The following is a 22,170-nucleotide window of genomic DNA, read 5'->3' as shown; positions in this document are numbered from 1 at the left end:
CGGAATCAGGACATGAATTTTTTAAGTAAAGGCAAACAAAAAATTATTGCCTATCTAATCATTGGGGCCTTGCAATGCCCAAACCTTGCCGGGTATGCGGCGGCAGTTGAGCCGGATGCGTCGGCTGGTGCTAATGCGCCCGCAGTAACCGGGCAAAACGGCGTTCCTGTCGTTACTATCGTTAAGCCCAATGAAACCGGCCTTTCTCATAATAAATTTACCGATTTTAACGTAGGCATTCCCGGACTGATCTTCAACAATAATGCCGGCAATACCGCTGTGGCCTCAAAACTGGCCGGACCGGTGGGTCCCAATACCGGCCTGGGCGGTCAGGCAGCCGCCATCATCCTCAATGAAGTAACAGGCGGCAATATTTCCAACCTAAACGGGATGATGGAAGTGGCCGGGACCAAGGCCGCCATTATCATTGCCAATCCCAACGGCATTACCGGCAACGGCTTTGGTTTTATCAACACCAGCCGGGCTTCTCTGGTTACCGGCACCCCCAATATTGTCGGCGGGCATATCGACAGCTTTACGATAACCGGCGGCAGGGTCACGGTGGAAGGCAGCGGCAATGCCCCGGAATTGGATGATGCAACAGGCAAGTATGTATATGAGCCGGTATCAAAGCTGGACATTATGACAAGAGCCGCTGCCATTAATGCCGATTTGTGGGCGCAAGATGAAATCAACATAATCACCGGCGCCAGTACGGTAAACTACCAGACACTGGCGGCAGCACCAATCGAGAATCCGCTTGCGGACAAGCCGGACATAGCCTTGGATATTGCCGCCTTAGGCGGTATGTATGCAGGGAAAATACAGCTTGTCGGTACGGAAAAAGGGCTGGGCTATAACATCCAGGGCGATATCTATGCCAATAACAGCCTGGCAATTACCAATGACGGCAAAATTACGTTTATTCAAAATGATAAGCAGTATATTGAAGACGGCGAGCTGTATACTGACGAAACCGGCATTGTTTCTGACGGCGGCATCCGGATTGCCGCTGCCGGTGACATTGAAAATAAAGGACAGCTTGTAGCCAGAAAAGACATAACCATCAGTGCCGCAGGCGCTGTAACCAATGAGGGAATCATTCAGGCCGGAGTGCCTTATGAAGAAAATGAGGATAATCCCGACTCTGTTGAAATTACTGAGCCAGCCGACCTGATAATGACCGGCGGCGGTAAAATCGTCAATACCGGCGTGCTGGAGGCCAGCAGCAAGGTTATGGTTGCCGGCGAGGATACGTTTTCTAATTCCGGTCAGGTTACGGCAGGAACCGACCTCAATATTACCGCTGCCGGCGCGGTTACCAGCACCGGCGTGTTAGCCGCCGACGGCGCCGTTATTCTAACCGGTGACAAGGTAAAATACACTCCGTTGGGCGTTACCGGCGCCAGCGTTCAGGTCATACAAACCAATCCTGACCCTGAGCCGGAAGAACCCCCCGACCCGGAAGAGCAAGGCCCGGTGACAACCGCCCCGGATACGCCCGCCATCCCTGACTTACCGGACATCGCAGAGAATTCTGCGCCTGCTGCCACCGTCCATGTTGCCAAAGACGATAACCTGCGCCTTACAGCCGACGCCAATGCCGCCGGCCAGTACCGTCCAATCATTGACAAAGCGGCCAATGGCGTGGATTTGGTGCAAATCTCCGAAGCCAATGCAAACGGGGTCTCCCGCAATTTATATACCGATTTTAACATCAAGTCGACCGGCCTGATCTTGAATAACTCCGAAAAGTACGTAAAGACCGAACTCGGTGGTTATATCGACCGTAATATGAATATTGCCGGTAATGGGGCCAGTGTAATCTTAAACGAAGTCACCAGTGCCAATAACAGTATTTTAAACGGTTATCTGGAAGTCGCCGGCAATAAAGCCAGTGTGGTTATTGCCAATGCCAACGGCATCAGTGTGAATGGCTTGGGGTTCATCAATACGTCCAATGCCGTTCTGGCTACCGCCAAAGTCAGCCAATGGGAAAATGGCAACATTACCTTTGGCGTCCCCACAAGTGATTTATTCCTGCAGGGCGACGGCCTAAATGCCAGGACCACCACCGCCCTGAGTCTCATCACCCGGCAGTTTACCGCAGAACAATCGGAAATCTGGGCGAATAACCTGGACATTACCGCCGACGGTACGCTGAAAAATACCGGTAAAATTTCGGCAGACCAAAATATAACCGTCCGGGCCGACCGTTTTACTAATACGGAAAACGGCTATATAGAAGCCGCCGGCGATATCGCGGTTGCCGTAAACCAGGACGTAACCCAGGATGCCGCAACCCTGCTGGCCGGCGGCGATATTACCATTAGCGGGCAGCAACTGCAAAATAAAAACAACTCGATGATAAGCGGTAAAGGCAATATCGCCATTGCGGTTGCCGGCAGGGTTGACAATACAAAATCCATTATGCGTGCAGAACACAATCTTGCGCTGCAGGCCGCCGATTTCGCCAATACCGGTACGGCCCTGGTTTCCTATGGCCAAAACGGACAATTCGACTTGCAAAATCAAATGGTCAATGACAATGCGACCATTATCGGCAATGGCTCAACCTTTATCCGGGCAGGCGCTGTGGAAAATACCAATCATGCAATTATAAACACCGGCAAGGATGTAAACGTACAGGCCACCCGGGACATCGTGCAGGACCACGCTGTCTGGACTGCCGGCGGGGATGTCGATATGGAGGCGGCTTCCTTTAGCAATACCAACAATTCCTTCCTGGCGGCCGATGGTAATGTAACAGTAAAAACCAGCGGCGATATCCTGAACGATGCTGCCACCATCAGGGCCGGTCAGACAGGCAGCTTTGCCGGTGATAATATTACCAATCAGAATCAGGGCGCCTTCCTTATTGACGGTGCTCTGGCTGGCAACGCCAAAAAATCTTTTGCCAACACAACAGGCCTGATTGCTGCCGGCAGCACCGCGTCGGTCACTGCCCAAACCATTAACAACACCAAAAATTCCGTTTTCTATGCCGGCGACGACCTTACGCTTACCGCAGTCGGCACGGTATTAAACCAGTCGTCCGACATCGAAAGCCGGGGCAATATCAATATTAAAGCCAAGGAGCTAATCAACGAAAAAGAAATTTTTGAAACCGCATGGATCGTAACCAATCAGCGGATTTCCTACAAAATTCCCTATTCGCATATGGGCGGCGACTACTACAACGGCATGAGAACCTTTAACCGCATTATCCATACCGGCAACATTACCGAGGAAACCGCCGGTTCCCATATCCTGGCCAATGGAAATATTGATATTGAAGGCAATGTTGCCAACCGCTACAGCACTATTTCCGCCGGTAAAGACCTGACCATTACCGGGGATAAACTGGAAAACCTGGGTTATCAGGGCACCATCCACCATGACGATTACGGCAACAATACGTACTACTGGAAATACAAAAAACACCGGAGAGCCCACATACGCTGCCGCATGAAATATGGCACAACCATACTGCCCTACGAAGACCACAACGTCTATGAACAGGAAGTTGAACGCTTAAGCGTTCTCAGTGCCAACGGCAAAGTAACCCTGAATGCCACCACCATCGACAACAAAACCGTTGAAGCCGGCGGTGAAGTCATAACCTTCAAAACCAAAGACAACAAAGCCGACCTTACCGATAAACTGAGCGGGGCCGGTAACACAGAACTGGATATCAGCAACCTGAAAATCAATACCCTGATTTTTACGCTCAATCAGGACCCCAGTGCCAAATATCTGGTTGAAACCAACAAACAATTCGCAGATTATCATAACTTCCTGTCCAGCGACTACCTGCTCGACCGTGTAAAAGCCGACCCGGCTAAAGTAGCTAAACGCCTGGGCGACGGGTACTATGAACAAAAACTGGTGACCGAGCAACTGACCGGACTCACCGGCAAACGCTTCCTCGACGGCTACAGCTCCGACCTGGAACAATATAAAGCCTTAATGGAAAATGGGGCGGTTGCCGCTGAGGAAATGGGCCTTACCATCGGTGTTGGCTTAACCGCCGAACAAGTGGCTTCCCTGACCAGCGACATCGTCTGGCTGGTGGAAGAAACCATTAACGGTCAAAAAGTATTGGTGCCGGAAGTGTATTTGTCATCCCTAAGAGCAGAAGATCTGAGCGAAAGCGGCGCTCTCATCATTGGCGGTGATATCGAGCTTTACGCCAAACAGGACATCACCAACCTCGGTACTATCAAAGCTGATAAAACCGTAGTGGCCGACGCAGAAAACATCACAAACCTGTACGGGAAAATAAAAGGCAATGATATCAACCTTACTGCCCAGGAAACCATTCAAAATATCAGTGGTGAAATCCGCGGTCAAAACGATGTTTCCTTAACCGCCAACGATATCGTCAATCAGACTGAAACCAAAACAACAACCTACCGGGAACTGGAGCAGACCGTAATCGGTGATACTGCTCTCATCACAGCCGGCTCAGGCTCTTTGAGCCTGGAAGCGAAAAATGATATTGTTAACCACGGGGCTGCGTTAAGCGCAGGCCAGGACGTTACGCTGAAAGCCGGCAACAATATTGACATTGCCAGTGTTGCCGCCGAAAAGCACGTGGCGGTTACCTATCCCAAGTCAAGCGTAAGCCTGGACACTGTAACCCATCAGCAAAGCGTCATCGGTGGCAGCAACATAACCATAGATGCCGGGCAGGACATCAACATGAGCGGTGCGCTGACTGCCGCCGAAGATAAGACCACCCTTACTGCCGGCCGGGATATTACCATCAGTGCCGTAAAAGATCTGGACAGCCTGGACAGCAGTGTTGGCAGACGCGGCGGCAGCTACTTTACCCGTGACAAAACCGTGGACGAAACCGTAGTCGGTACTCAGCTTGGTGCAGGTCAGGACATTACCGTCCAGGCCGACCGTGATCTCAACGTCAAAGGCAGCGGCATTGCCAGTGAACAAGGCAAAGTGGAACTTACAGGTGAAAACGTCAGCATTAGCGGCGAAACCGAATACCACGAACGGCTGCACGAAGAACACCGGGAAAAAGTAGGCTTCCTTTCCTCCACAAAGACCGACATCTATGACCGTCAAACCCTGGAAGCAGTAGCTGGCAGCAGCATTTCCGGCGACAGTGTGGATATCACCGCCACCGGTAAAGACATAACCATCAGCGGTTCCAGTGTTGTGGCCGATAACGACGTCACCCTCAAAGCCAAAGAGAACATCACCATCACCTCCCAGGAGGAAACCAGCAGCAGCGACTATCAAAAGCAAGTCAAAAAATCCGGACTGTTATCCGGCGGCGGTCTCAGCTTTAGCATTGGCAAAGAAAAACAAAAAGACACCTACGCCAACCAAAATATCGAACAAGCCGGCAGCATCGTCGGCAGCATAGACGGCAATGTGACCATAGAAGCCGGTAAAGACGTAACCGCTCAAGCCAGTGATGTCATCGCCGGCCAGGACATCAGCCTGACAGGTGAAACCGTAACCATAGAAAGCAAAGACAACACCTACAACGCCCAGGAAAAACACGAATACAAAAAGAGCGGCTTGACTGTGGCCATCGGCGGTAAAACCGTGGAGGCCGTCAATAAAGTAGTCGCACCGCTTGAGCGCGCCACCCAGGTAAAAGATGAACGCCTGGCCGCCCTGTACGGCTACAAAGTCTATGACGAACTGACAGATAAAAACACACAAAAAGACTTGGCAGGCGTAAAAGATCCCCAAAAGAACTTTACCGTCGAAGTCAGCCTTGGCAGCCAAAAATCCGAAAGCAAATCCCAAAGCAGCACCACGCTGGCCCAGGGCAGTAATGTAACAGCCGGGGGAGACGTTACCATCCAGGCCACCCAAGATGACATCAACATCCACGGTTCCAACGTCAGCGGTGAAAATGTCACTCTGAAAGCCCAGGAAAACATCAACATCACCGCCAGCGACAATACCAACACCACAGACCAGACTTCAAAGAGCAGCAGTGGCAGCATTGGGGTCAGCATTTCCGCAGGGGGAATCAGTGGCATCAATGCAGGGTATAACAAAGCCAAAGGAGAAGTTAAAGAAAACAGTACCGCCTATAATCCCAGCAGCGTAACCGCCACCGATACCCTGACCCTGGAATCCGGCAAGGACACCAACATCATCGGCTCCAAAGTAAGCGGTGACACCGTAAAAGCCGATGTGGGAGAAAACCTCAATATCGAAAGCCTGCAGGAAAAAGAGAGCTATGATGAAAAGAACAGCTCCAGCGGCCTGAGCATCAGTGTTGATCTGACAAAAGGCGGAAAAACCGGCATTCAAGGTTCTACCAACAAAGGCAAAATCCAGTCCGACTATGAAAGCGTTACCGAGCAGGCCGGTATCTATGCCGGTGAGGGCGGGTTTGACATTGAAGTCGGAGGCAATACCGACCTGAAGGGTGCGGTCATTAGCAGTGAGGCGGATGCGGATAAGAACAGGCTCAGTACGGATACGCTGACTTGGTCGGACATTGAGAATAAGGCCGAGTACAGCGCCAGCAGTTCGGGGTATGGTTTACAAAATGGTAGCATTACACCTACTCCTGGAATACCTGTAAAAGGTGATGCGGATAGTACTACGAATTCAGCTATATCTCCGGGGACAATTATTGTTGGTGGAAAAGAAATTAATCCTGAGAATCTAAACCGTGATACCAGCGAAGCACTGAATGCTTTAGGTAAGATATTCGATAAGAAGACGGTTCAAGAGAAGCAGGAACTAGCTGCTTTATTTGGTGAAATGGCATATCAATATGTCGGTGAATTAGCGGCCAAAAAACAGGTCGAGGGAGAAGCTGCAAGGAGTTTAGCTGAATCATACGAGAAAAAGGCACAGGAAGCACGAGATGCGAATGATTTAGAAAAGGCAGATTTGTTTACGAAGTTGGGAGAACAATATAGGTCTATTGAAAAAGAAAATGCGCCATGGAAGGAAGGTGGTGCATATAAGGTAGGCCTCCATGCTATAGTCGGTGGCTTTATGGCACAACTTGGAGGCGGAAGCTTTGCAGCAGGTGCAACAGGTGCTGCTGTAAATGAAGCCTTTGCAGGAGAACTATCAAAAATAAAAGATTCGGCGACTCGTCAATGGGCTAGTGCTGTTATAGGTGCTGCCGCCTCTAAAGCAATTGGTGGTGACGCTCAAACAGGGGCTTCTACTGCAGTGTCTGGAACGGTCAACAATAGTTTTTGGGATATGACTGGAGGATTTGCTAAGGGGGCAGCGGAAGGTTTTATTGGTGATGTTGAGGATACTTGGAATTTAATTACGAGTCCAAGAGAACAATTAAAACAATTAGGTGAAGTAGCTCAGGCTATATGGGAAATTGGTAAGACTCCTGGTGGATTCAGTGATCTTTTCAGTGCATTAGGAGATGAATTCAAAGCTCAATACCAAACAATACTAGCAATACCAGATAAAGATGAAAGAGATTATCAGTTAGGGCAACTTGTAGGGAGTGGGGTATATTTTGCAGCGACTTCGGTTGGAGTTCCAGAAAAACTCGCTGTAAAATTCCCCGGACTTGTATCCAAAGTTGAAAAAATTAAAGTTCTTGCTGGAGTAAGTAACTATACAGGCAAAATAGTCTGGCCTAATGTTCCACACGCGAACAAAACTCCTGGACACTGGGAGACTATTGTCCAAAAAGCTGAAATGGTAGCCCAAAGAGATGATGTTACTCAGGTATATGTTAATAAGGGGCTTAGCAATGTAACAGAATTGAACAATATTGAGCCTAATAGGAGACCTGATATAATGGTAGTTAGGACAGATGGTAAAATTGATCAGTATGAGGTTCTCAGCAAGACGGATGATCGTAATGCCATATATGACAGATTGCGGGATAATCAACGAATTCTAGGTGATAAGGCTGGAGAAATTCACATGTTGGATCCTGAATAAGAAAGGGTGAGGATATGCCGAGGGATATGACAACAACAATTTTACTTTATGGGCATATTATTACTGAAACTTCAGAATGGCTTAAGTGGTATGATTATGCTATTCAGCAAATTAAGTCGATCGGTTTTGTGCCAAACTATATTGGTGTAAAAGGGGAAAGTTTTAATTCAACAAAGCTCACAACAATAAAACGTACAGAGGCAAAACTCAAAGAGTCATTTCAACGAAATGAGGTCATTAATAGAATTTCTCTGTATTCACTACCAGATAACTTTAAAACAGCTGCTTTCGACTATGATGTTTACTTGTCAAGGGATACTGACACAGGAGGAAACGCTAACGTTATGATAACTGTGAGCAGTAGCACATTTTCACAACTCAATCATCAAACTTTAGTAGATAATTTAAAATCACATATTCAGTTTTCGTCAGGGCAGATTTTTGAGATGATAGGAGAAGATCCGCTAATTTATGCATTGAAAGCTAATCCGCCTACAAGCTTTAAAACTTTACGTGTAATTGCTGAACTAAAAAAATAAGCTCACTAACAATGTTAAGGTCAGTGGACGAAAAATCCACTGATCTCTTTTCCTTTCAGATGTTGTCTGTGATAAACAGGGACATCAGAGGAACGGTTCTTGTGTGCGTGGACAGAGTGGACAGAGGGGACGTTCCTTTTTTGGCACCTACTGTTGAAAATACAAAGCCTTAACGGAAAGACAAAGGGGGACGCTCTTTTTGTCACGCATATGATATTATATATGTGTGACAAATGATGGTAAGATTCTTTTAGAGGAAACCGGCAGGACAAATCTAAGCGAAGAAGAAATACGATGAAGAATAATGTAGTATACAGGCGGGCGAGAAATTCACGAAATAGTAAGCTGGCCTAAAATAGAAAGAGATTACGTAATTCGTAAGTTAAAAAGAAAAAGAAAGTTTACCTATTCGTCAAATTGAGCGGGCAACAGGAATATCACGCGGCGTAATAATAATGGTTGTCAAATAAGGAACGTCCCCTTGTAAGACGAAGAACTAAGAGAAAGAGGATTGTCAATACGTAATTAGGATAAGCAAAGGAATAATTGAAAGAGTATAATCTAGTTTCTAGTTAGGGAGCAAGACGAAACCACCGTCCCTTTGTCTGACCTGTAAAATGTAGGAGATAAATCAACTGATACGCCGTAGGTTGAGGATGTATTAACAGACAAATACCTCGAATCCCTAGGCTATATGAACATAGCGAAGAAATACGGACGGGACAGAGGGGACGTTCCTTTTTTGACACCTACTGTTGAAAACAGGGCGTCAAAGGAAAGACAAAGGGGGACGCTCTTTTTGTCACGCATATGATATTATATATGTGTAAGAAATATAGTAAGATTCTTTTAGAGGAAACCGGCAGGACAAATATAAGCGAAGAAGAAATACGATGAAGAATAATGTAGTATATAGGTGGGCGAGAAATTCGCGAAATAGTAAGCTGGCCTAAAATAGAACGAGAGTACGTAATTCGTAAGTTAAAAGAAAAGAAAGTTTACCTATTCGTCAAATTGAGCGGGCAACAGGAATATCACGCGGCGTAATAACAAAGGTTGTCAAATAAGGAACGTCCCTTGTGTCCACTTGTGTCCACTTCAGCTTGGCGGAGGCAGCTTTACTTCCGGTGCGATGGGAGCAGCAGTAAATGAAGCAGTACAAAAAGCATTGGCAGAGAAATTTAAAGACAATCCTGCCATGCACCAATGGGCAAGTGCAGTTCTCGGAGCGGCTGCAGCGAAAGTAGTCGGAGGTAATGCACAGACCGGTGCTAGTGCAGCGGCAAGTGGTACGAAGAATAATGCATTGGATCCAGCACATATCCTCCAAACAATAAAGGAAAATCCTGTTCTCTCAGCTGCACTACTTTTTGCGGGTTATGTAGTCGATCAACAAAATCGTATTGTGAACAATTCTGGTGAAGTTATAGCCAGTTGGTCTGAGTCAGCAGGTGGCTGGGTAGATAGTGCTGGAGACTTTGTAGGAAGTACAGTTGATTCTATAGTTTTATGGGCTAAAGGCGATTCATCTAGGAGTAAACCTAAAGAGTATGGAACACCTAATTCCACTGAAGTTGTAAGAGGTGCAGATGGTAAAGTGGAAAAATATACTGTGTATGGACCTAATGGAAAAATAGAAAAAGAAGTTAGGGTAACTGGGAAAGACCATGGTAATATTCCACGACCAAACGTGAAGGAACCTAATTACAATGTAAACCCTGAAACTGGGGAAGTATATCAGAATGGATATAGAGTAAGACCTGCAAGGGCAGACGAGATTCCCGCAGAATAAAAAGGAGAGGAGTATGTAAATTAAAATGTTTAAGGATGACTTAATTTTTGAATTTATTAAATGGCGAAATGCTAATCCACAGAATTTTAATTGGTGGAATTATGTAAATTTAAAATCGGATTTGCAAACTGCACTAGGGTTTGCCAAATTCTATTATCCTGAAATTGTGGAATTAGATGGTTGTATTTTATTAAAAGATAAGTTTTCAAAAGAACTATATGAACTTTGGAGAGATGAATGCAAGGGAGAAAAAACATGCATAGAAAAAATGATGAATTTATATCAATTGAGAGATTTTTTTCATCGTAATACTCAGGATGATGGAAACCTAGAATCTCAAATTAAAGTTCTTGGAGATGTTTTAACACTGTTTTGGAGCATGAGCTTTAGGAATAGATTTCCTGGTAGGTCGATTAAAGTAAAAGTATTTGAGGAAACCGATGGAGAGAGTTTTATCACTGTATATGAAGAAATATAAATTGTAGATGTCATAACGGATGGGCTTTTGACAAATTTTTAGGTTAAGTTATGAAGATGTCAGTGGACGTAAAAATCCGCTGACATCTCTTTTTTTCTCAGGTGTCGTCTGGTGAACAAACAACAACTGGATAATATTACCTATTGAAAATCAAATCTGATGAATCAGAAGGACTTAGACTCATTACTACCACAAAACGGACAACTACCCCCATAGCCATTACCGGAACAATTACCACAATAAGTACTGCCACAATCCTTACATTTCATCAAAGATCCCATACATGGTGCATCAGCATGACAATTAGGACATTTCCTCACGTTATCGTACATATCAATAAAACCTCCTCAATAATAATAATTTTAATATATCACCTGTCGGTGATGACGAAAACGGAGTTTTCGTCGCAGAGGTTCTTTTCATGTAAAATATCGTAAATCCAGTAAAATCAACATTTAAATCAATCTGATGCCTTAAATAATAATCAAATATGCATCAGTCTATCATCAATTCGGACAAAAGGGGACGCTCCTTTTTTGTCACGCATATGATATTATATATGTGTGACAAATATAGTAAGATTCTTTTAGAGGAAACCGGCAGGACAAATATAAGCGAAGAAGAAATACGATGAAGAGTAATGTAGTATACAGGCGGGCGAGAAATTCACGAAATAGTAAGCTGGCCTAAAATAGAACGAGATTACGTAATTCGTAAGCTAAAAAGAAAAAGAAAGTTTACCTATTCGTCAAATTGAGCGGGCAACAGGAATATCACGCGGCGTAATAACAATGGTTGTCAAATAAGGAACGTCCCCTGTGTCCTGCGTCCCCTGTGTCCCCCTGTGTCCCGTCCCCATGAAAGGCTACTCCGTTGGCTTTAGTTTCCAAGGAGGGACTCAAGGTGGTTTGGCAGTATCTCCTACTGGTACATGGTATGGAGAAGCAGGTGCTGTAACAGACGCTGGAATCAGTGGAATGGTAATAAAAACAAATTATTTATTTAATATTTATGATCAATAGTCAAGGAGTTTGAATGTGAGAAAATGGATAATTATAATAATGGGCTTTTTCGTAGTATTTGTTGTGGGCGGATACTTGCTTTTAAATAACGAGGAAGGAAAACGGCGAGAAATCGAAATTGTTCAAGAGTATCAGGATATCAAGCACCCAGAAGGCGCCAGAATGCTTCACTATGAGCTAAATAGAAAGATTCTAATACGTTGGATTCATAGCAGGTACAGTTATTCTATTAATGATAGTGAAGTGGCAAAGTATTATGAGAATCAGCTTTTAAGTAAGGGATGGCACCAGATTTCTTATAGTTTGCCTCCAGGGAAAGTTGGATACTTATATGCAAAAGACAACTTAGAGTTGGCGTTAACTTTAAATAAAAATGGTTATTGGATAATATCTATGCATTATTCGGATGTCGATTACTAAAACGTGCTATGGAGGTGAAAACACATCAAGAGGTCATGTGTGAAGTGAAAGTAGACAGTCGAAAAAATAAAATTTTGAAATGCCCCTCATTTAGTAGACACGGGAGGACAAAGAGGGACGTTCCGAAACCACTGAAAAACCCTAGTTTTTAAATTGTCAGGCTAGCAATCCGCCTTGATTATGGCCCCCCTCGTGCCTTTTAAGGAAAAAGCAAGTAAAGGATAGCAATATTGGAGTTGCCAATGCTGCTATCCTTTTTAAATTAACCGCCAAAGCCGTCAACTTAGCTTGCAGGTTCACACTTTTTAGACCATACCCACGGGCACGGTCTAGCGTAAGCGATCAAGGACAGAGGGGACGCTCCTTTTTTGTCACGCATATGATATTATATATGTGTAAGAAATATAGTAAGATTCTTTTAGAGGAAACCGGCAGGACAAATATAAGCGAAGAAGAAATACGATGAAGAATAATGTAGTATACAGGTGGGCGAGAAATTCGCGAAATAGTAAGCTGGCCTAAAATAGAACGAGAGTACGTAATTCGTAAGTTAAAAGAAAAGAAAGTTTACCTATTCGTCAAATTGAGCGGGCAACAGGAATATCACGCGGCGTAATAACAAAGGTTGTCAAATAAGGAACGTCCCTTGTGTCCCTTGTGTCCGCTCTCTAAATGATTTAAAAGATGCATTGAAGGGAGCTACGCCGTGACGTATGATTCTTTAGTTAGAGAGTTAATTGTCGAGTTACCTGAATTTCAAGAAGCCTATGAAAAAGAAGTTGAGTGGTGGGATGGCCAGGAACCAAGTCCGCACAACTTTTTTGGAGATGTAGTTACACCATATCTTCTGAACCTGTTGAATAAAGAAAAAAACGAAGAAATTACTACCCGTATTTTCAGATTTTTTACAGATATGGCTTCTTCCGAAGATGTGAAAATACAAGAGGTATTGGCTCAAAGTGTTTTGGAAAGATTAGGTGATGAGAAAGTACTTCTAGCAAAAGCGTATCCTTTTATGAGCGACAATGTTCGGAAACTCAGCAGAGAAGCGGAAAAGTTCTGGGGAAGGTAATTGGTAATATAAAATAGGCCAGCGGACGTATGATATGCTCCCCTTATGGTCAATGTCATTAAGTTAATGCCTGAAAAACACAACCATCCAGATTAAGATGGTTGTGTTTTTCTCAAGGGGGGACAAAAGGGGACGCTCCTTTTTTGTCACGCTATGATATTATATATGTGTAAGAAATATAGTAAGATTCTTTTAGAGGAAACCGGCAGGACAAATATAAGCGAAGAAGAAATACGATGAAGAATAATGTAGTATACAGGTGGGTGGGAATTTCACAAAAGAGTAAGCTGGCCTAAAATAGAACGAGATTATGTAATTCGTAAGTTAAAAAGAAAAAGAAAGTTTACCTATTTGTCAAATTGAGCGGGCAACAGGAATATCACGCGGCGTAATAACAATGGTTGTCAATTAAGGAACAACCCCTGTGTCCCTACTATCCTTTGTGGTCATAAATCCGGGAGACAAATTGTCGATTTTCTAGTCTATCACAGAATGACTATGCTATTTATGCAGATAAGCTAAAAAACATGGATATATCAGTGGTTTCGAACCGTCCCCTTGTGTCAGACGTTAAATTATTGAACCGCAGTATACCGAACGATACGTACGGTGGTAGGAGAGGTCGGTCATTCAATTAATGGATGACCGACCTCTCGATCATTATTAAAACTCCCTTTTACCCAAAGGATCATAGGTTATAAAGACACTATCAGAGCCGCCGTTCATTACGCTGCCTTTCGTTAATTGTCCCGAGTGTTTTTTTAGCTGCTCAAGATAATTGATTTTAGCAGTTGTGGTGGGCGTGAATTTTGGGGTGATTTTGATGATTTTTTCCGAGCCGTCTTGTAGGCGGAAGGTAAATTCGACAGGCGCACTGGAATATTTCGCTTCGATAATTGAGTTGGGGTAGTAGAGCATAGCTGTTGATTTGCCGTTTATGGCAATAATTTTATCGCCAGGGTTTATGTCTTTAAGCTCTTGATACTGCTCTTTATTGATACGGGTAACATCATAAGGCCCCATCGACCACTCTTTGCGCATGCGTTTCCAAGTATTTTTTTCGGTAATGGCATCGGTTATGCCCCACTCAAGTCCATAATCATAGGTACCATGTAAATCTCGAAACAAAGACATCAGGCGGGTTGCCCACATATCTAGTTCCCATAACTGAAAATCCGACAATTTATCTTTGGGATTAATTGGAGCATATTCTATGTAAGGGTAAGATTTATAATAGGTTTTACTTAATACATCCAGTTTTATTACAGTTCCATTATTCTCTTCTCTCATTTCTGCTAGTAGGAACGGATAAGAAGCGCTTCTAGTACTAAAGCTTTTGATATATTCAAAAGAAAACTTTGTCCAATCTTCTCTAAAGCTTGCCTGATAATAATCACGGTAGTAATTAAACTTTCCATTTCTGTGATTGGCGTTATATAAAAGCCCTGTGCCGATTTCTTCCGGTTTTATACCGGGAAAGAACATGCGAAAGCTCTCCTGATGCCCATACGGGCGGACATGTTCTGGTGCTATATTGGCATCATTGACTGAAGCGATGAATTTAATTTTTTGAAGCTCACTTCCGCCAATGGTTTTTTCCTCCTTTTTGCCATTAGTAAAATTGACGCACACAACCATCTTTTTGGCATTACGCAGTTTATCGGCAAGTTCAGGAGAGAACTGATACCAAATCTGCTTAATATTTTCTGGCAGATCATCTTTTCTTGCGCCGCTTAATGGTGTTAACTCGTAAACGCTACCGTCAATAAGCCAATTTGCCGATACAATATCATGTGTAGCAGCAAGCTGACCATCAGCCATAATTCGGATAGCATCATAGTTTTTCCCATCAGGCTTGAAAACTTTGTGTATTTCAATACTCAGGTCTGTATCACGTAATATGCCGCTTCTGGCTTGGCGTACATCCTGGAAAAAGATAATGTTCGTACCATCTGCCTTAATATGTTGATAAATGGTAGCGGCGTTGGCAAAGCTAAAGCTAGAGAACCAAAAAACCAACAGACTTAGCAGTGAAAGTAGAATTTTGATTGACATTGTAGTACCCCCTTTGTGTGGATTACCATAATTTTTAAATTTTTAAGTGTGAGTTTTTTATATTTTATCAAATTGTCGTTGGTTTGAACAGTGGTTTGCTATTGCTGATAAAATGCCAAGGGGATGGGGTTGCCGTATACTGTCCCTTAAAAGGTGTCGACCTCTAAGAACACAAGGGGACGGTTTGTTAAGGGTTCAATCGAAAGTTTTGCGCGCAAAAAAGCGCAGTAAATAGCCGCTAAGATATTTACGCGCAAAATTTTTGATTGCCCAGGAAGAGGAATCGCCGGGGAGAGCTATGGGGTTTCAATAGCTGCCCTCCCGTTTTTTTTAGCTTTTTCCTCGACTATGAACTAGTTTAGTAGTGGGACAAAGACCAGCTAACTGAAGTCAATCCCTAAATAAAAAAATCTTGTCTTGAAAAAGGGTATAGCAAACAACCCTCCAAAAGATACGAACATTATTTAATAAGGGCCTGTTAATATTCAATTTCCAACTGAAATTAAGCTGCCTTTTTTCTGAGAGATTGATACAAGGCAACTTGCTGCTCTGAAGTAATTAAACAAAAAGGCTGTTTGTTTTTTAGGACAGAAAAAATAATTCGTAGTAGCTTATTCATAACCGCACCTAATGCTTGCTTTTTAGGTTTGGACTCAATTTTCTTTTTGTAATATTCGTGGATGACTGAATTTACGAGCGATCCATTAGGATTTTTGCGAATGGCTGTTATTGCGGCAACGTATAATGCTTTTCGTAAGAAAGGCGAGCCTCTTTTTGTCACTTTGTTTCTGGTGCCAACAAAATTCCCGGACTGGCGTACAGTTGGATCAATTCCACAATAAGCTACAAGCTGTTTGGCATTGGTAAATCGCATGATATCGCCTATTTCTCCCACAATAAGGGGTGCCAATGTTCCACCTATACCTGGTATGCTTTTAAGCAAGGCAATTTCAGGGAGTTGTTCTGTCCATTGATTAATTTCATCATCAATGGCTTTAATTTGGGTATCCATGAACCGTAGGTTGTCAGCGTAAATTTGTATAACCCTAAAATTGGCTGACAGCTCAATACCCGTGAATGTAGCATCTTTAGCACAATCCAATAAAGCGTTAAACTTTTTTTGAGCATAGTCTTTGCCGCGTCGCGGCAGGGATTCCAACATTTGCAGGATCGCCTTATGGTTAGAAGTCTTTACCCATTGCGCAGGAGCTGGAAACTGAGTGAGCAGAGTGAGCGCTGTCAAGGAGGAAGGCTCGAAGACTTTGGGGAACAACGGGGCAACTTGCTCAATGGCAGCAATAAGTTGATTCAAAATACCAGCACGTTGTTCTACTAATTGAAACCTAGTCCTCGATAATATTTTCAAATTTGCTAATGCCTCGCTGGGTATATAGGTGTTGCGCAACCCTTGGGTAAAGAACAATTTAGCTAAATCAACTGCGTCAACTTGGTCAGTCTTTACTTTTCTTACCGATGAATTTTTGATAGAATGGGAAATAAGGGGATTGATGAGGAAGACATCAAGCTCCTGTTTCAAAAAAAAGTGGACAATGCGTTGAGAGAAGTGACCTGTCGATTCTAGGACAATTGCCGGTTTACTACCAAACGCGTCTTCCACTTTTTTTATTTCCCTTAAAGCGAAAAAAAGCCCCTGTTTTGTATTTAAGGCTTTAAATGGATTCAATAAGATCGTACCGTTGGGCGAAACCGCAGCATAAACACAAAAGTCTTTAGCAACATCAATACCAATAGCAGGCCGGTTAATCACCATAAAGCCCCTCCTAAGAATAGTGTCGAAGGATTATCCATTCCATTGTCAAAGATCACAGCCTTGCACGTGAAGCGGGAATAGACTCCCAACCAGCTAAAACGTAAATGCTTTGGAAATGGATGAATTGTCAACGTTATGGGTATAGAAAAAATCTTCCCTGGGACAGGTACATTCATATCCTTCCATCCCATTATACACAAAACTGATTGTTCGGAGTTTTTTCCTCCTAAATGGATAATCCTTCTGTACTATATCTTACAGGGGACAGGTACCTTGTCCCAAGTAGAAAAACGAAGACGATTTTAATTTAACCAGTTGTGCCCTCAACCTAAGTGGTGTGATGAAGTCAGTTTTGGCAGCCAAAAATCCGAAAGTAGAGCATAAAGCAGCAATACCCTGCCCTAGGGCAGTAATGTAACAACCGGGGAAGAAATTAATATTTAGGACACAAAAGACGACATCAACATCCACGGCTTTAACGCCAGTGGTGAAATGTTAGCCTAAAAGCCAGGGGCCAGGTACCCTGAAATGGGACAAAGGGGGACGCTCCTTTTTTGTCACGCATATGATATTATATATGTGTGACAAATATAGTAAGATTCTTTTAGAGGAAACCGGCAGGACAAATATAAGCGAAGAAGAAATACGATGAAGAGTAATGTAGTATACAGGCGGGCGAGAAATTCACGAAATAGTAAGCTGCCCTAAAATAGAACGAGATTACGTAATTCGTAAGTTAAAAAGAAAAAGAAAGTTTACCTATTCGTCAAATTGAGCGGGCAACAGGAATATCACGCGGCGTAATAACAATGGTTGAAAGGCAAAAGAAAGGCAAAAGGGGACGCTCCTTTTTTGTCACGCATATGATATTATATATGTGTAAGAAATATAGTAAGATTCTTTTAGAGGAAACCGGCAGGACAAATATAAGCGAAGAAGAAATACGATGAAGAATGATGTAGTATACAGGTGGGCGAGAAATTCACGAAATAGTAAGCTGGCCTAAAATAGAACTAGATTACGTAATTCGTAAGTTAAAAAGAAAAAGAAAGTTTACCTATTCGTCAAATTGAGCGGGCAACAGGAATATCACGCGGCGTAATAACAATGGTTGTCAAATAAGGAACGTCCCCTGTGTCCCTTATAGGATGATGAAAGATTATCATCCTATAGCAAAACAGTATTTCAGCTAAAGGAGGGCGTTTAGTGCCGATATTTGGTGATATAGATAAGTTCGCAATAGAATATCAGTTTATACCTAGCCCATTTGAGGAGGATAAAGTATTAAAACAATCATGGGGTGTTTTTAGATTATGGGTAATGGGACAAGATCTTTGTGAATATACGGCTAATGGCGTTATAAGTAAATATGAATGGAATTTGATATATATTATAGAATGGTTGTGTAATAATCTAGAATATGTTTTGGGGTACGATCCCTTCCCATTACCCGTAAACGGGAAAAATTCACTAGAGCTAATTCGCGAAAGTGATAAGTTTGAGTCTGAAGAAGATGATGAATTTTATTTATGGTATCAAGCAAAAAGTTCATGGATATTCAGGCATTCATGGTTTTCCAATAGAGCTGGTTCAATACTTGCTAGTGTCTATTTTAGACGAATTGGAGAGAATATTGAATTAGCTTGGGATAATGGTTTTTGGGAAGAGAGCCAAGTATATTTTTCAAAGTCAAAAGGTGTTTGTAGTGTTTCAAAAGGAGATTTTAAAGAGGCTATATTTAGTTTTTTAACATATACGCTGAATCAGTTAGAATCTACTTTAGGTGAAAATGCCCAAATAGATGGTCAATCAATAGCTGATTTACGAAGAAAGTTGGATTTTCTAAAATAGTGTACTAATTGTGAACTTACCGAAAAACACAAAGGGACGGTTCTTGTGTGTTAATAGAATACTCTCAATCATAGGGCTAGAGGGACGGTGAAAGCACGAGAGAACCGTCCCTTTGTGCATGTTTGATGCTGGCGGAACTATAGTAGCTGCTGGGGTTGGCACCATTGCAGTTGGCTTGGGAGCACCAGTCCATGCTGTAGTCCTTGAGGGAGTAGTTGTTGGTTATTTGATAAACCAGGCAGGGAGTTATGTGAAACGACAATATCTAGATGAACAAAATTTTTTGGAAAGAGAGTATAAATGATGGTTACTTTAATTAATTTTCTGCCATGGTATTTTTGGCTTTTGTTTGGAATTATTGGTAGTACATATCTAATTAAGTGGGTAATCAAATCAAAAGATGATCCTATGCTTCTCAGGATGTCTTGGTTACTTATGTCATTGCTTGCGATTTGTATATCAATTGAAAACCTTTCCAAAGGAATGGGGTGGTATTTAGAACATTTGGGGATATTATACAAAATAGAAATTATTATTTCCGTATTAATGGCGCCTTTAATGTTTGTTGGCGGCTATAGAAAGGTCATGCGCCCGGGTTACAATTTGCAAAAAAGAAGAATATTTATTTTTGGTATGTACCTTATGGGTGGCGCTTGTATATTAATGGGAATGGTCGTTCTCACTATTTTCTATAAGTAAGAAAACATAATGAACACGCAGAGGGGAGGGCGTTGTTGATACACTTCCTATCCTAAGGCAAGTAGAGGTCAGTGGACGTAAAAATCCGCTGACCTCTCTTGTTTTCTACGATGTCGTCTGATGAACAAACAACAACTGAGACAGAGGGGACGTTCTTTTTTTGACACCTACCGTTGAAAATACAAAGCCTTAATGGAAAATGGGGCGGTTGCCGCCGAGACCATGGGCCTTACCATCGGTGTCGGCTTAACCGCAAACAAGGGACGTCAGGCTGTGCGAAAACGATAGAAAGACTCCATGAATATTAGTGTTTTAATTGGTATAATAGAAGTGTAAAGAAAGTATGCTTTTGAGGTGAATTATGTCCCGATATATTTCTAATAACACTGACAGAAATCAAGTAAATCTTATCCCAATGTCGCTTGACGAGATGATAAGTGAGGACAATCCAGTACGTATATTAGACGCCTTTGTTGACAGTATAAACTTAAACGAGCTGGGTTTTAAATATGCAACACCAAAAATGACAGGACGTAAACCATATAATCCTGCTGCTATGCTTAAATTGTATCTTTATGGGTATTTCAATGGTATAAGGAGTTCACGTAAACTTGAAACTGAGTGCAACAGAAATATAGAACTGATGTGGCTGATTCAGGAGTTAAGGCCTGATTATCGTACTATAGCTGACTTTAGGAAGGATAATATATCTCTACTCAAAAATATCTTTAAACACTTTTCCCTCTTATGCAATGATCTGGGTCTATTGGGTAAGGAGATTGTAGCTATAGATGGCAGCAAGTTCCGGGCTAATAATGCTCGTAAGAAAAATCTGACCAAAGGCAAGATTGAAAAAATGCTGGTATACTTTGAACAAGCTGCCAAACGTTATTTGGAGCTGTTAGAAAACACTGATGATAAAGATGCCAAAAATTCCGTTATATATAGCAAGGAAGAAATACAACAAAAATTAGCCAATGCAACACAGCGAATTCATGAATTGACCGAAATCAAGCAACAAGTTGAGGAAAATGGTGAAATTTCTTTGACTGATAAAGACGCACGGCTTATGAGTGCTAGCAAGGACAGAGGGGACGCTCCTTTTTTGTCACGCATATGATATTATATATGTGTAAGAAATATAGTAAGATTCTTTTAGAGGAAACCGGCAGGACAAATATAAGCGAAGAAGAAATACGATGAAGAATAATGTAGTATACAGGTGGGCGAGAAATTCACGAAATAGTAAGCTGGCCTAAAATAGAACTAGATTACGTAATTCGTAAGTTAAAAAGAAAAAGAAAGTTTACCTATTCGTCAAATTGAGCGGGCAACAGGAATATCACGCGGCGTAATAACAATGGTTGTCAAATAAGGAACGTCCCCTGTGTCCAAATCATAACAATGGTTGTCAAATAAGGAACGTCCCCTGTGTCCAAATCATCACCGATATTGCTGCCAGGGCGACAGCGCAAGTGCAGGCAGTTAACGTGGCAAAAAATATAGTAGAAAGCATCGTGGCCGATATTCAGCAGATAGCTATGAATGCAGAGGGAACCAATACCCTGGTAGATCAGACTTCTCACGCCGCAGCAGAAGGAGGCAAAGCCATCGAAACGGCAATCAGCCAAATGATGAGTGTGGAAACGGTAGTCGGCGACTCGGCGCAGGTAGTTGCTCAGTTGGGCGAGCGATCAAAAGAAATTGGCCAGATTGTGGATACTATTTCGGGAATTGCCGGTCAGACCAACCTGTTGGCACTCAACGCCGCTATTGAAGCCGCCCGCGCCGGTGAACAAGGACGTGGCTTTGCCGTTGTGGCCGAAGAAGTACGCAAACTTGCTGAGCAGTCTCAGCAGGCGGCTAAACAGATAGCCGTGCTGATTACGCAAATTCAGAGTGAGACAGATAGAGCTGTTGCGGCGATGGTAATAGGCAACCGCGAGGTTAAAGTGGGAGCTGAAGTCGTAAACACCGCAGGGCAGGCATTTGATGACATTCAACTCCTGATCCATAAGGTATCTGAACAAGGCCAGGGGGTTTTTGTTGCCAGTCAGCAATTAGCCGTTAGCAGCAAGGAAATTGTTTCAGGCATGGAAGCCAATAAGCAGCGCGGTGAGAATATAGCAGAACAAGCCGAGACGGTATCTGCCGCCACCGAGCAGCAGTCGGCCTCAATGGAGGAGATTGCCTCTTCGAGCCAGGCATTAGTAAAATTGGCAGAAGACTTACAAAAGACGATTCAAAAATTCACCGTTTAAACTGATGCAAGCTCACCAGTGCTCACCAGTGCTCACCGCTTTAAGCTGACCGATAGCGCTCATGCCGCTGGGCAGTTATCCGCGCTCTTTGCAGTTGAAATGGTTAGTGATGATAATTCCCTGTGCTTCTGACCGGGTCATCGCGGAAGCCTATGGTTGTGAGGATTCCCAAGAAAAATTCCTGTATGATTTTATAGCGGCGTGGGACAAGCTTATGAACCTTGACCGCTTTGATCTTGGAAAAACCGTTTTAAGGGGTATTCTGTAAATGGATAATTAGAAAGCGATAC

12 protein-coding genes are annotated in these 22,170 nt (G+C 43.1%); 10 read left to right on the top strand and 2 right to left on the bottom strand.

Features of this window, described 5'->3' with window-relative positions:
* The first annotated feature begins 12 nt into the window (after positions 1 to 12).
* From SPSPH_RS19120 to SPSPH_RS19095, 6 genes are all read left to right on the top strand, one after another.
* The gene (locus tag SPSPH_RS19120; RefSeq protein ID WP_075757762.1) at positions 13 to 7,920 is read left to right on the top strand and encodes a hemagglutinin repeat-containing protein; all 7,908 of its coding nucleotides are present in this window, start codon (positions 13 to 15) and stop codon (positions 7,918 to 7,920) included.
* A gap of 26 nt (positions 7,921 to 7,946) precedes the next feature.
* Positions 7,947 to 8,459 carry a hypothetical protein gene (locus SPSPH_RS19115; RefSeq protein WP_143559033.1) on the top strand — a complete coding sequence of 171 codons (513 nt, stop codon included), beginning with the start codon at positions 7,947 to 7,949 and terminating at the stop codon, positions 8,457 to 8,459.
* Positions 8,460 to 9,591: 1,132 nt separating this feature from the next.
* Entirely contained in the window at positions 9,592 to 10,251 is a 660-nt protein-coding gene (locus SPSPH_RS19110; RefSeq protein ID WP_075757764.1) for a polymorphic toxin type 24 domain-containing protein, read from the top strand.
* Positions 10,252 to 10,276: 25 nt separating this feature from the next.
* Positions 10,277 to 10,729 (top strand): hypothetical protein, encoded by a 453-nt coding sequence (locus tag SPSPH_RS19105; protein ID WP_075757765.1) that lies wholly within the window; start codon positions 10,277 to 10,279, stop codon positions 10,727 to 10,729.
* Between the two features lie 1,037 nt (positions 10,730 to 11,766).
* Positions 11,767 to 12,171, top strand: coding sequence for a hypothetical protein (locus tag SPSPH_RS19100; RefSeq protein ID WP_075757766.1), 405 nt, complete (start codon positions 11,767 to 11,769; stop codon positions 12,169 to 12,171).
* Positions 12,172 to 12,877: 706 nt separating this feature from the next.
* Positions 12,878 to 13,243 (top strand): DUF7674 family protein, encoded by a 366-nt coding sequence (locus tag SPSPH_RS19095; protein WP_083945711.1) that lies wholly within the window; start codon positions 12,878 to 12,880, stop codon positions 13,241 to 13,243.
* A gap of 663 nt (positions 13,244 to 13,906) precedes the next feature.
* Here the strand turns inward: SPSPH_RS19095 and SPSPH_RS19090 are convergent.
* Together SPSPH_RS19090 and SPSPH_RS19085 are read right to left on the bottom strand one after the other, a co-directional pair.
* Positions 13,907 to 15,298 (bottom strand): hypothetical protein, encoded by a 1,392-nt coding sequence (locus SPSPH_RS19090; RefSeq protein WP_075757767.1) that lies wholly within the window; start codon positions 15,296 to 15,298, stop codon positions 13,907 to 13,909.
* Positions 15,299 to 15,800: 502 nt separating this feature from the next.
* A complete protein-coding gene (locus tag SPSPH_RS19085; RefSeq protein ID WP_075757768.1) occupies positions 15,801 to 17,069 on the bottom strand; it encodes an IS110 family transposase in 1,269 nt (422 codons plus the stop codon).
* A 1,206-nt stretch (positions 17,070 to 18,275) separates the two neighbouring features.
* On the opposite strand from SPSPH_RS19085, the gene SPSPH_RS19080 reads away from it, so the two are divergent.
* From SPSPH_RS19080 to SPSPH_RS19065, 4 genes are all read left to right on the top strand, one after another.
* On the top strand, positions 18,276 to 18,920 hold the full coding sequence (locus SPSPH_RS19080; RefSeq protein WP_075758256.1) for a hypothetical protein: 645 nt from the start codon (positions 18,276 to 18,278) through the stop codon (positions 18,918 to 18,920).
* Between the two features lie 300 nt (positions 18,921 to 19,220).
* The gene (locus tag SPSPH_RS19075; protein WP_075758254.1) at positions 19,221 to 19,619 is read left to right on the top strand and encodes a hypothetical protein; all 399 of its coding nucleotides are present in this window, start codon (positions 19,221 to 19,223) and stop codon (positions 19,617 to 19,619) included.
* A gap of 361 nt (positions 19,620 to 19,980) precedes the next feature.
* A complete protein-coding gene (locus SPSPH_RS19070; protein ID WP_075758253.1) occupies positions 19,981 to 20,739 on the top strand; it encodes a transposase in 759 nt (252 codons plus the stop codon).
* 370 nt (positions 20,740 to 21,109) lie between these two features.
* Positions 21,110 to 21,880, top strand: a complete 771-nt coding sequence (locus SPSPH_RS19065; RefSeq protein WP_075758013.1) for a methyl-accepting chemotaxis protein — start codon at positions 21,110 to 21,112, stop codon at positions 21,878 to 21,880.
* The last annotated feature ends 290 nt before the right edge of the window (positions 21,881 to 22,170 follow it).

The sequence above is a fragment of the Sporomusa sphaeroides DSM 2875 genome (assembly GCF_001941975.2).
Taxonomy (GTDB): Bacteria; Bacillota; Negativicutes; order Sporomusales; family Sporomusaceae; genus Sporomusa; species Sporomusa sphaeroides.
The sequence above is the reverse complement of the archived record's forward strand: the minus strand, read 5'-3'. Positions and strand labels throughout refer to the sequence as shown.

Excerpts from the sequence above, each read along its gene's own strand:
- SPSPH_RS19110 (WP_075757764.1), top strand. The coding sequence starts at position 9,592 with ATGGGAGCAGCAGTAAATGAAGCAGTACAAAAAGCATTGGCAGAGAAA.
- SPSPH_RS19120 (WP_075757762.1), top strand. The coding sequence starts at position 13 with ATGAATTTTTTAAGTAAAGGCAAACAAAAAATTATTGCCTATCTAATC.
- SPSPH_RS19115 (WP_143559033.1), top strand. The coding sequence starts at position 7,947 with ATGACAACAACAATTTTACTTTATGGGCATATTATTACTGAAACTTCA.
- SPSPH_RS19090 (WP_075757767.1), bottom strand. The coding sequence starts at position 15,298 with ATGTCAATCAAAATTCTACTTTCACTGCTAAGTCTGTTGGTTTTTTGG.
- SPSPH_RS19085 (WP_075757768.1), bottom strand. The coding sequence starts at position 17,069 with ATGGTGATTAACCGGCCTGCTATTGGTATTGATGTTGCTAAAGACTTT.
- SPSPH_RS19070 (WP_075758253.1), top strand. The coding sequence starts at position 19,981 with ATGTCCCGATATATTTCTAATAACACTGACAGAAATCAAGTAAATCTT.
- SPSPH_RS19075 (WP_075758254.1), top strand. The coding sequence starts at position 19,221 with ATGATGGTTACTTTAATTAATTTTCTGCCATGGTATTTTTGGCTTTTG.
- SPSPH_RS19105 (WP_075757765.1), top strand. The coding sequence starts at position 10,277 with ATGTTTAAGGATGACTTAATTTTTGAATTTATTAAATGGCGAAATGCT.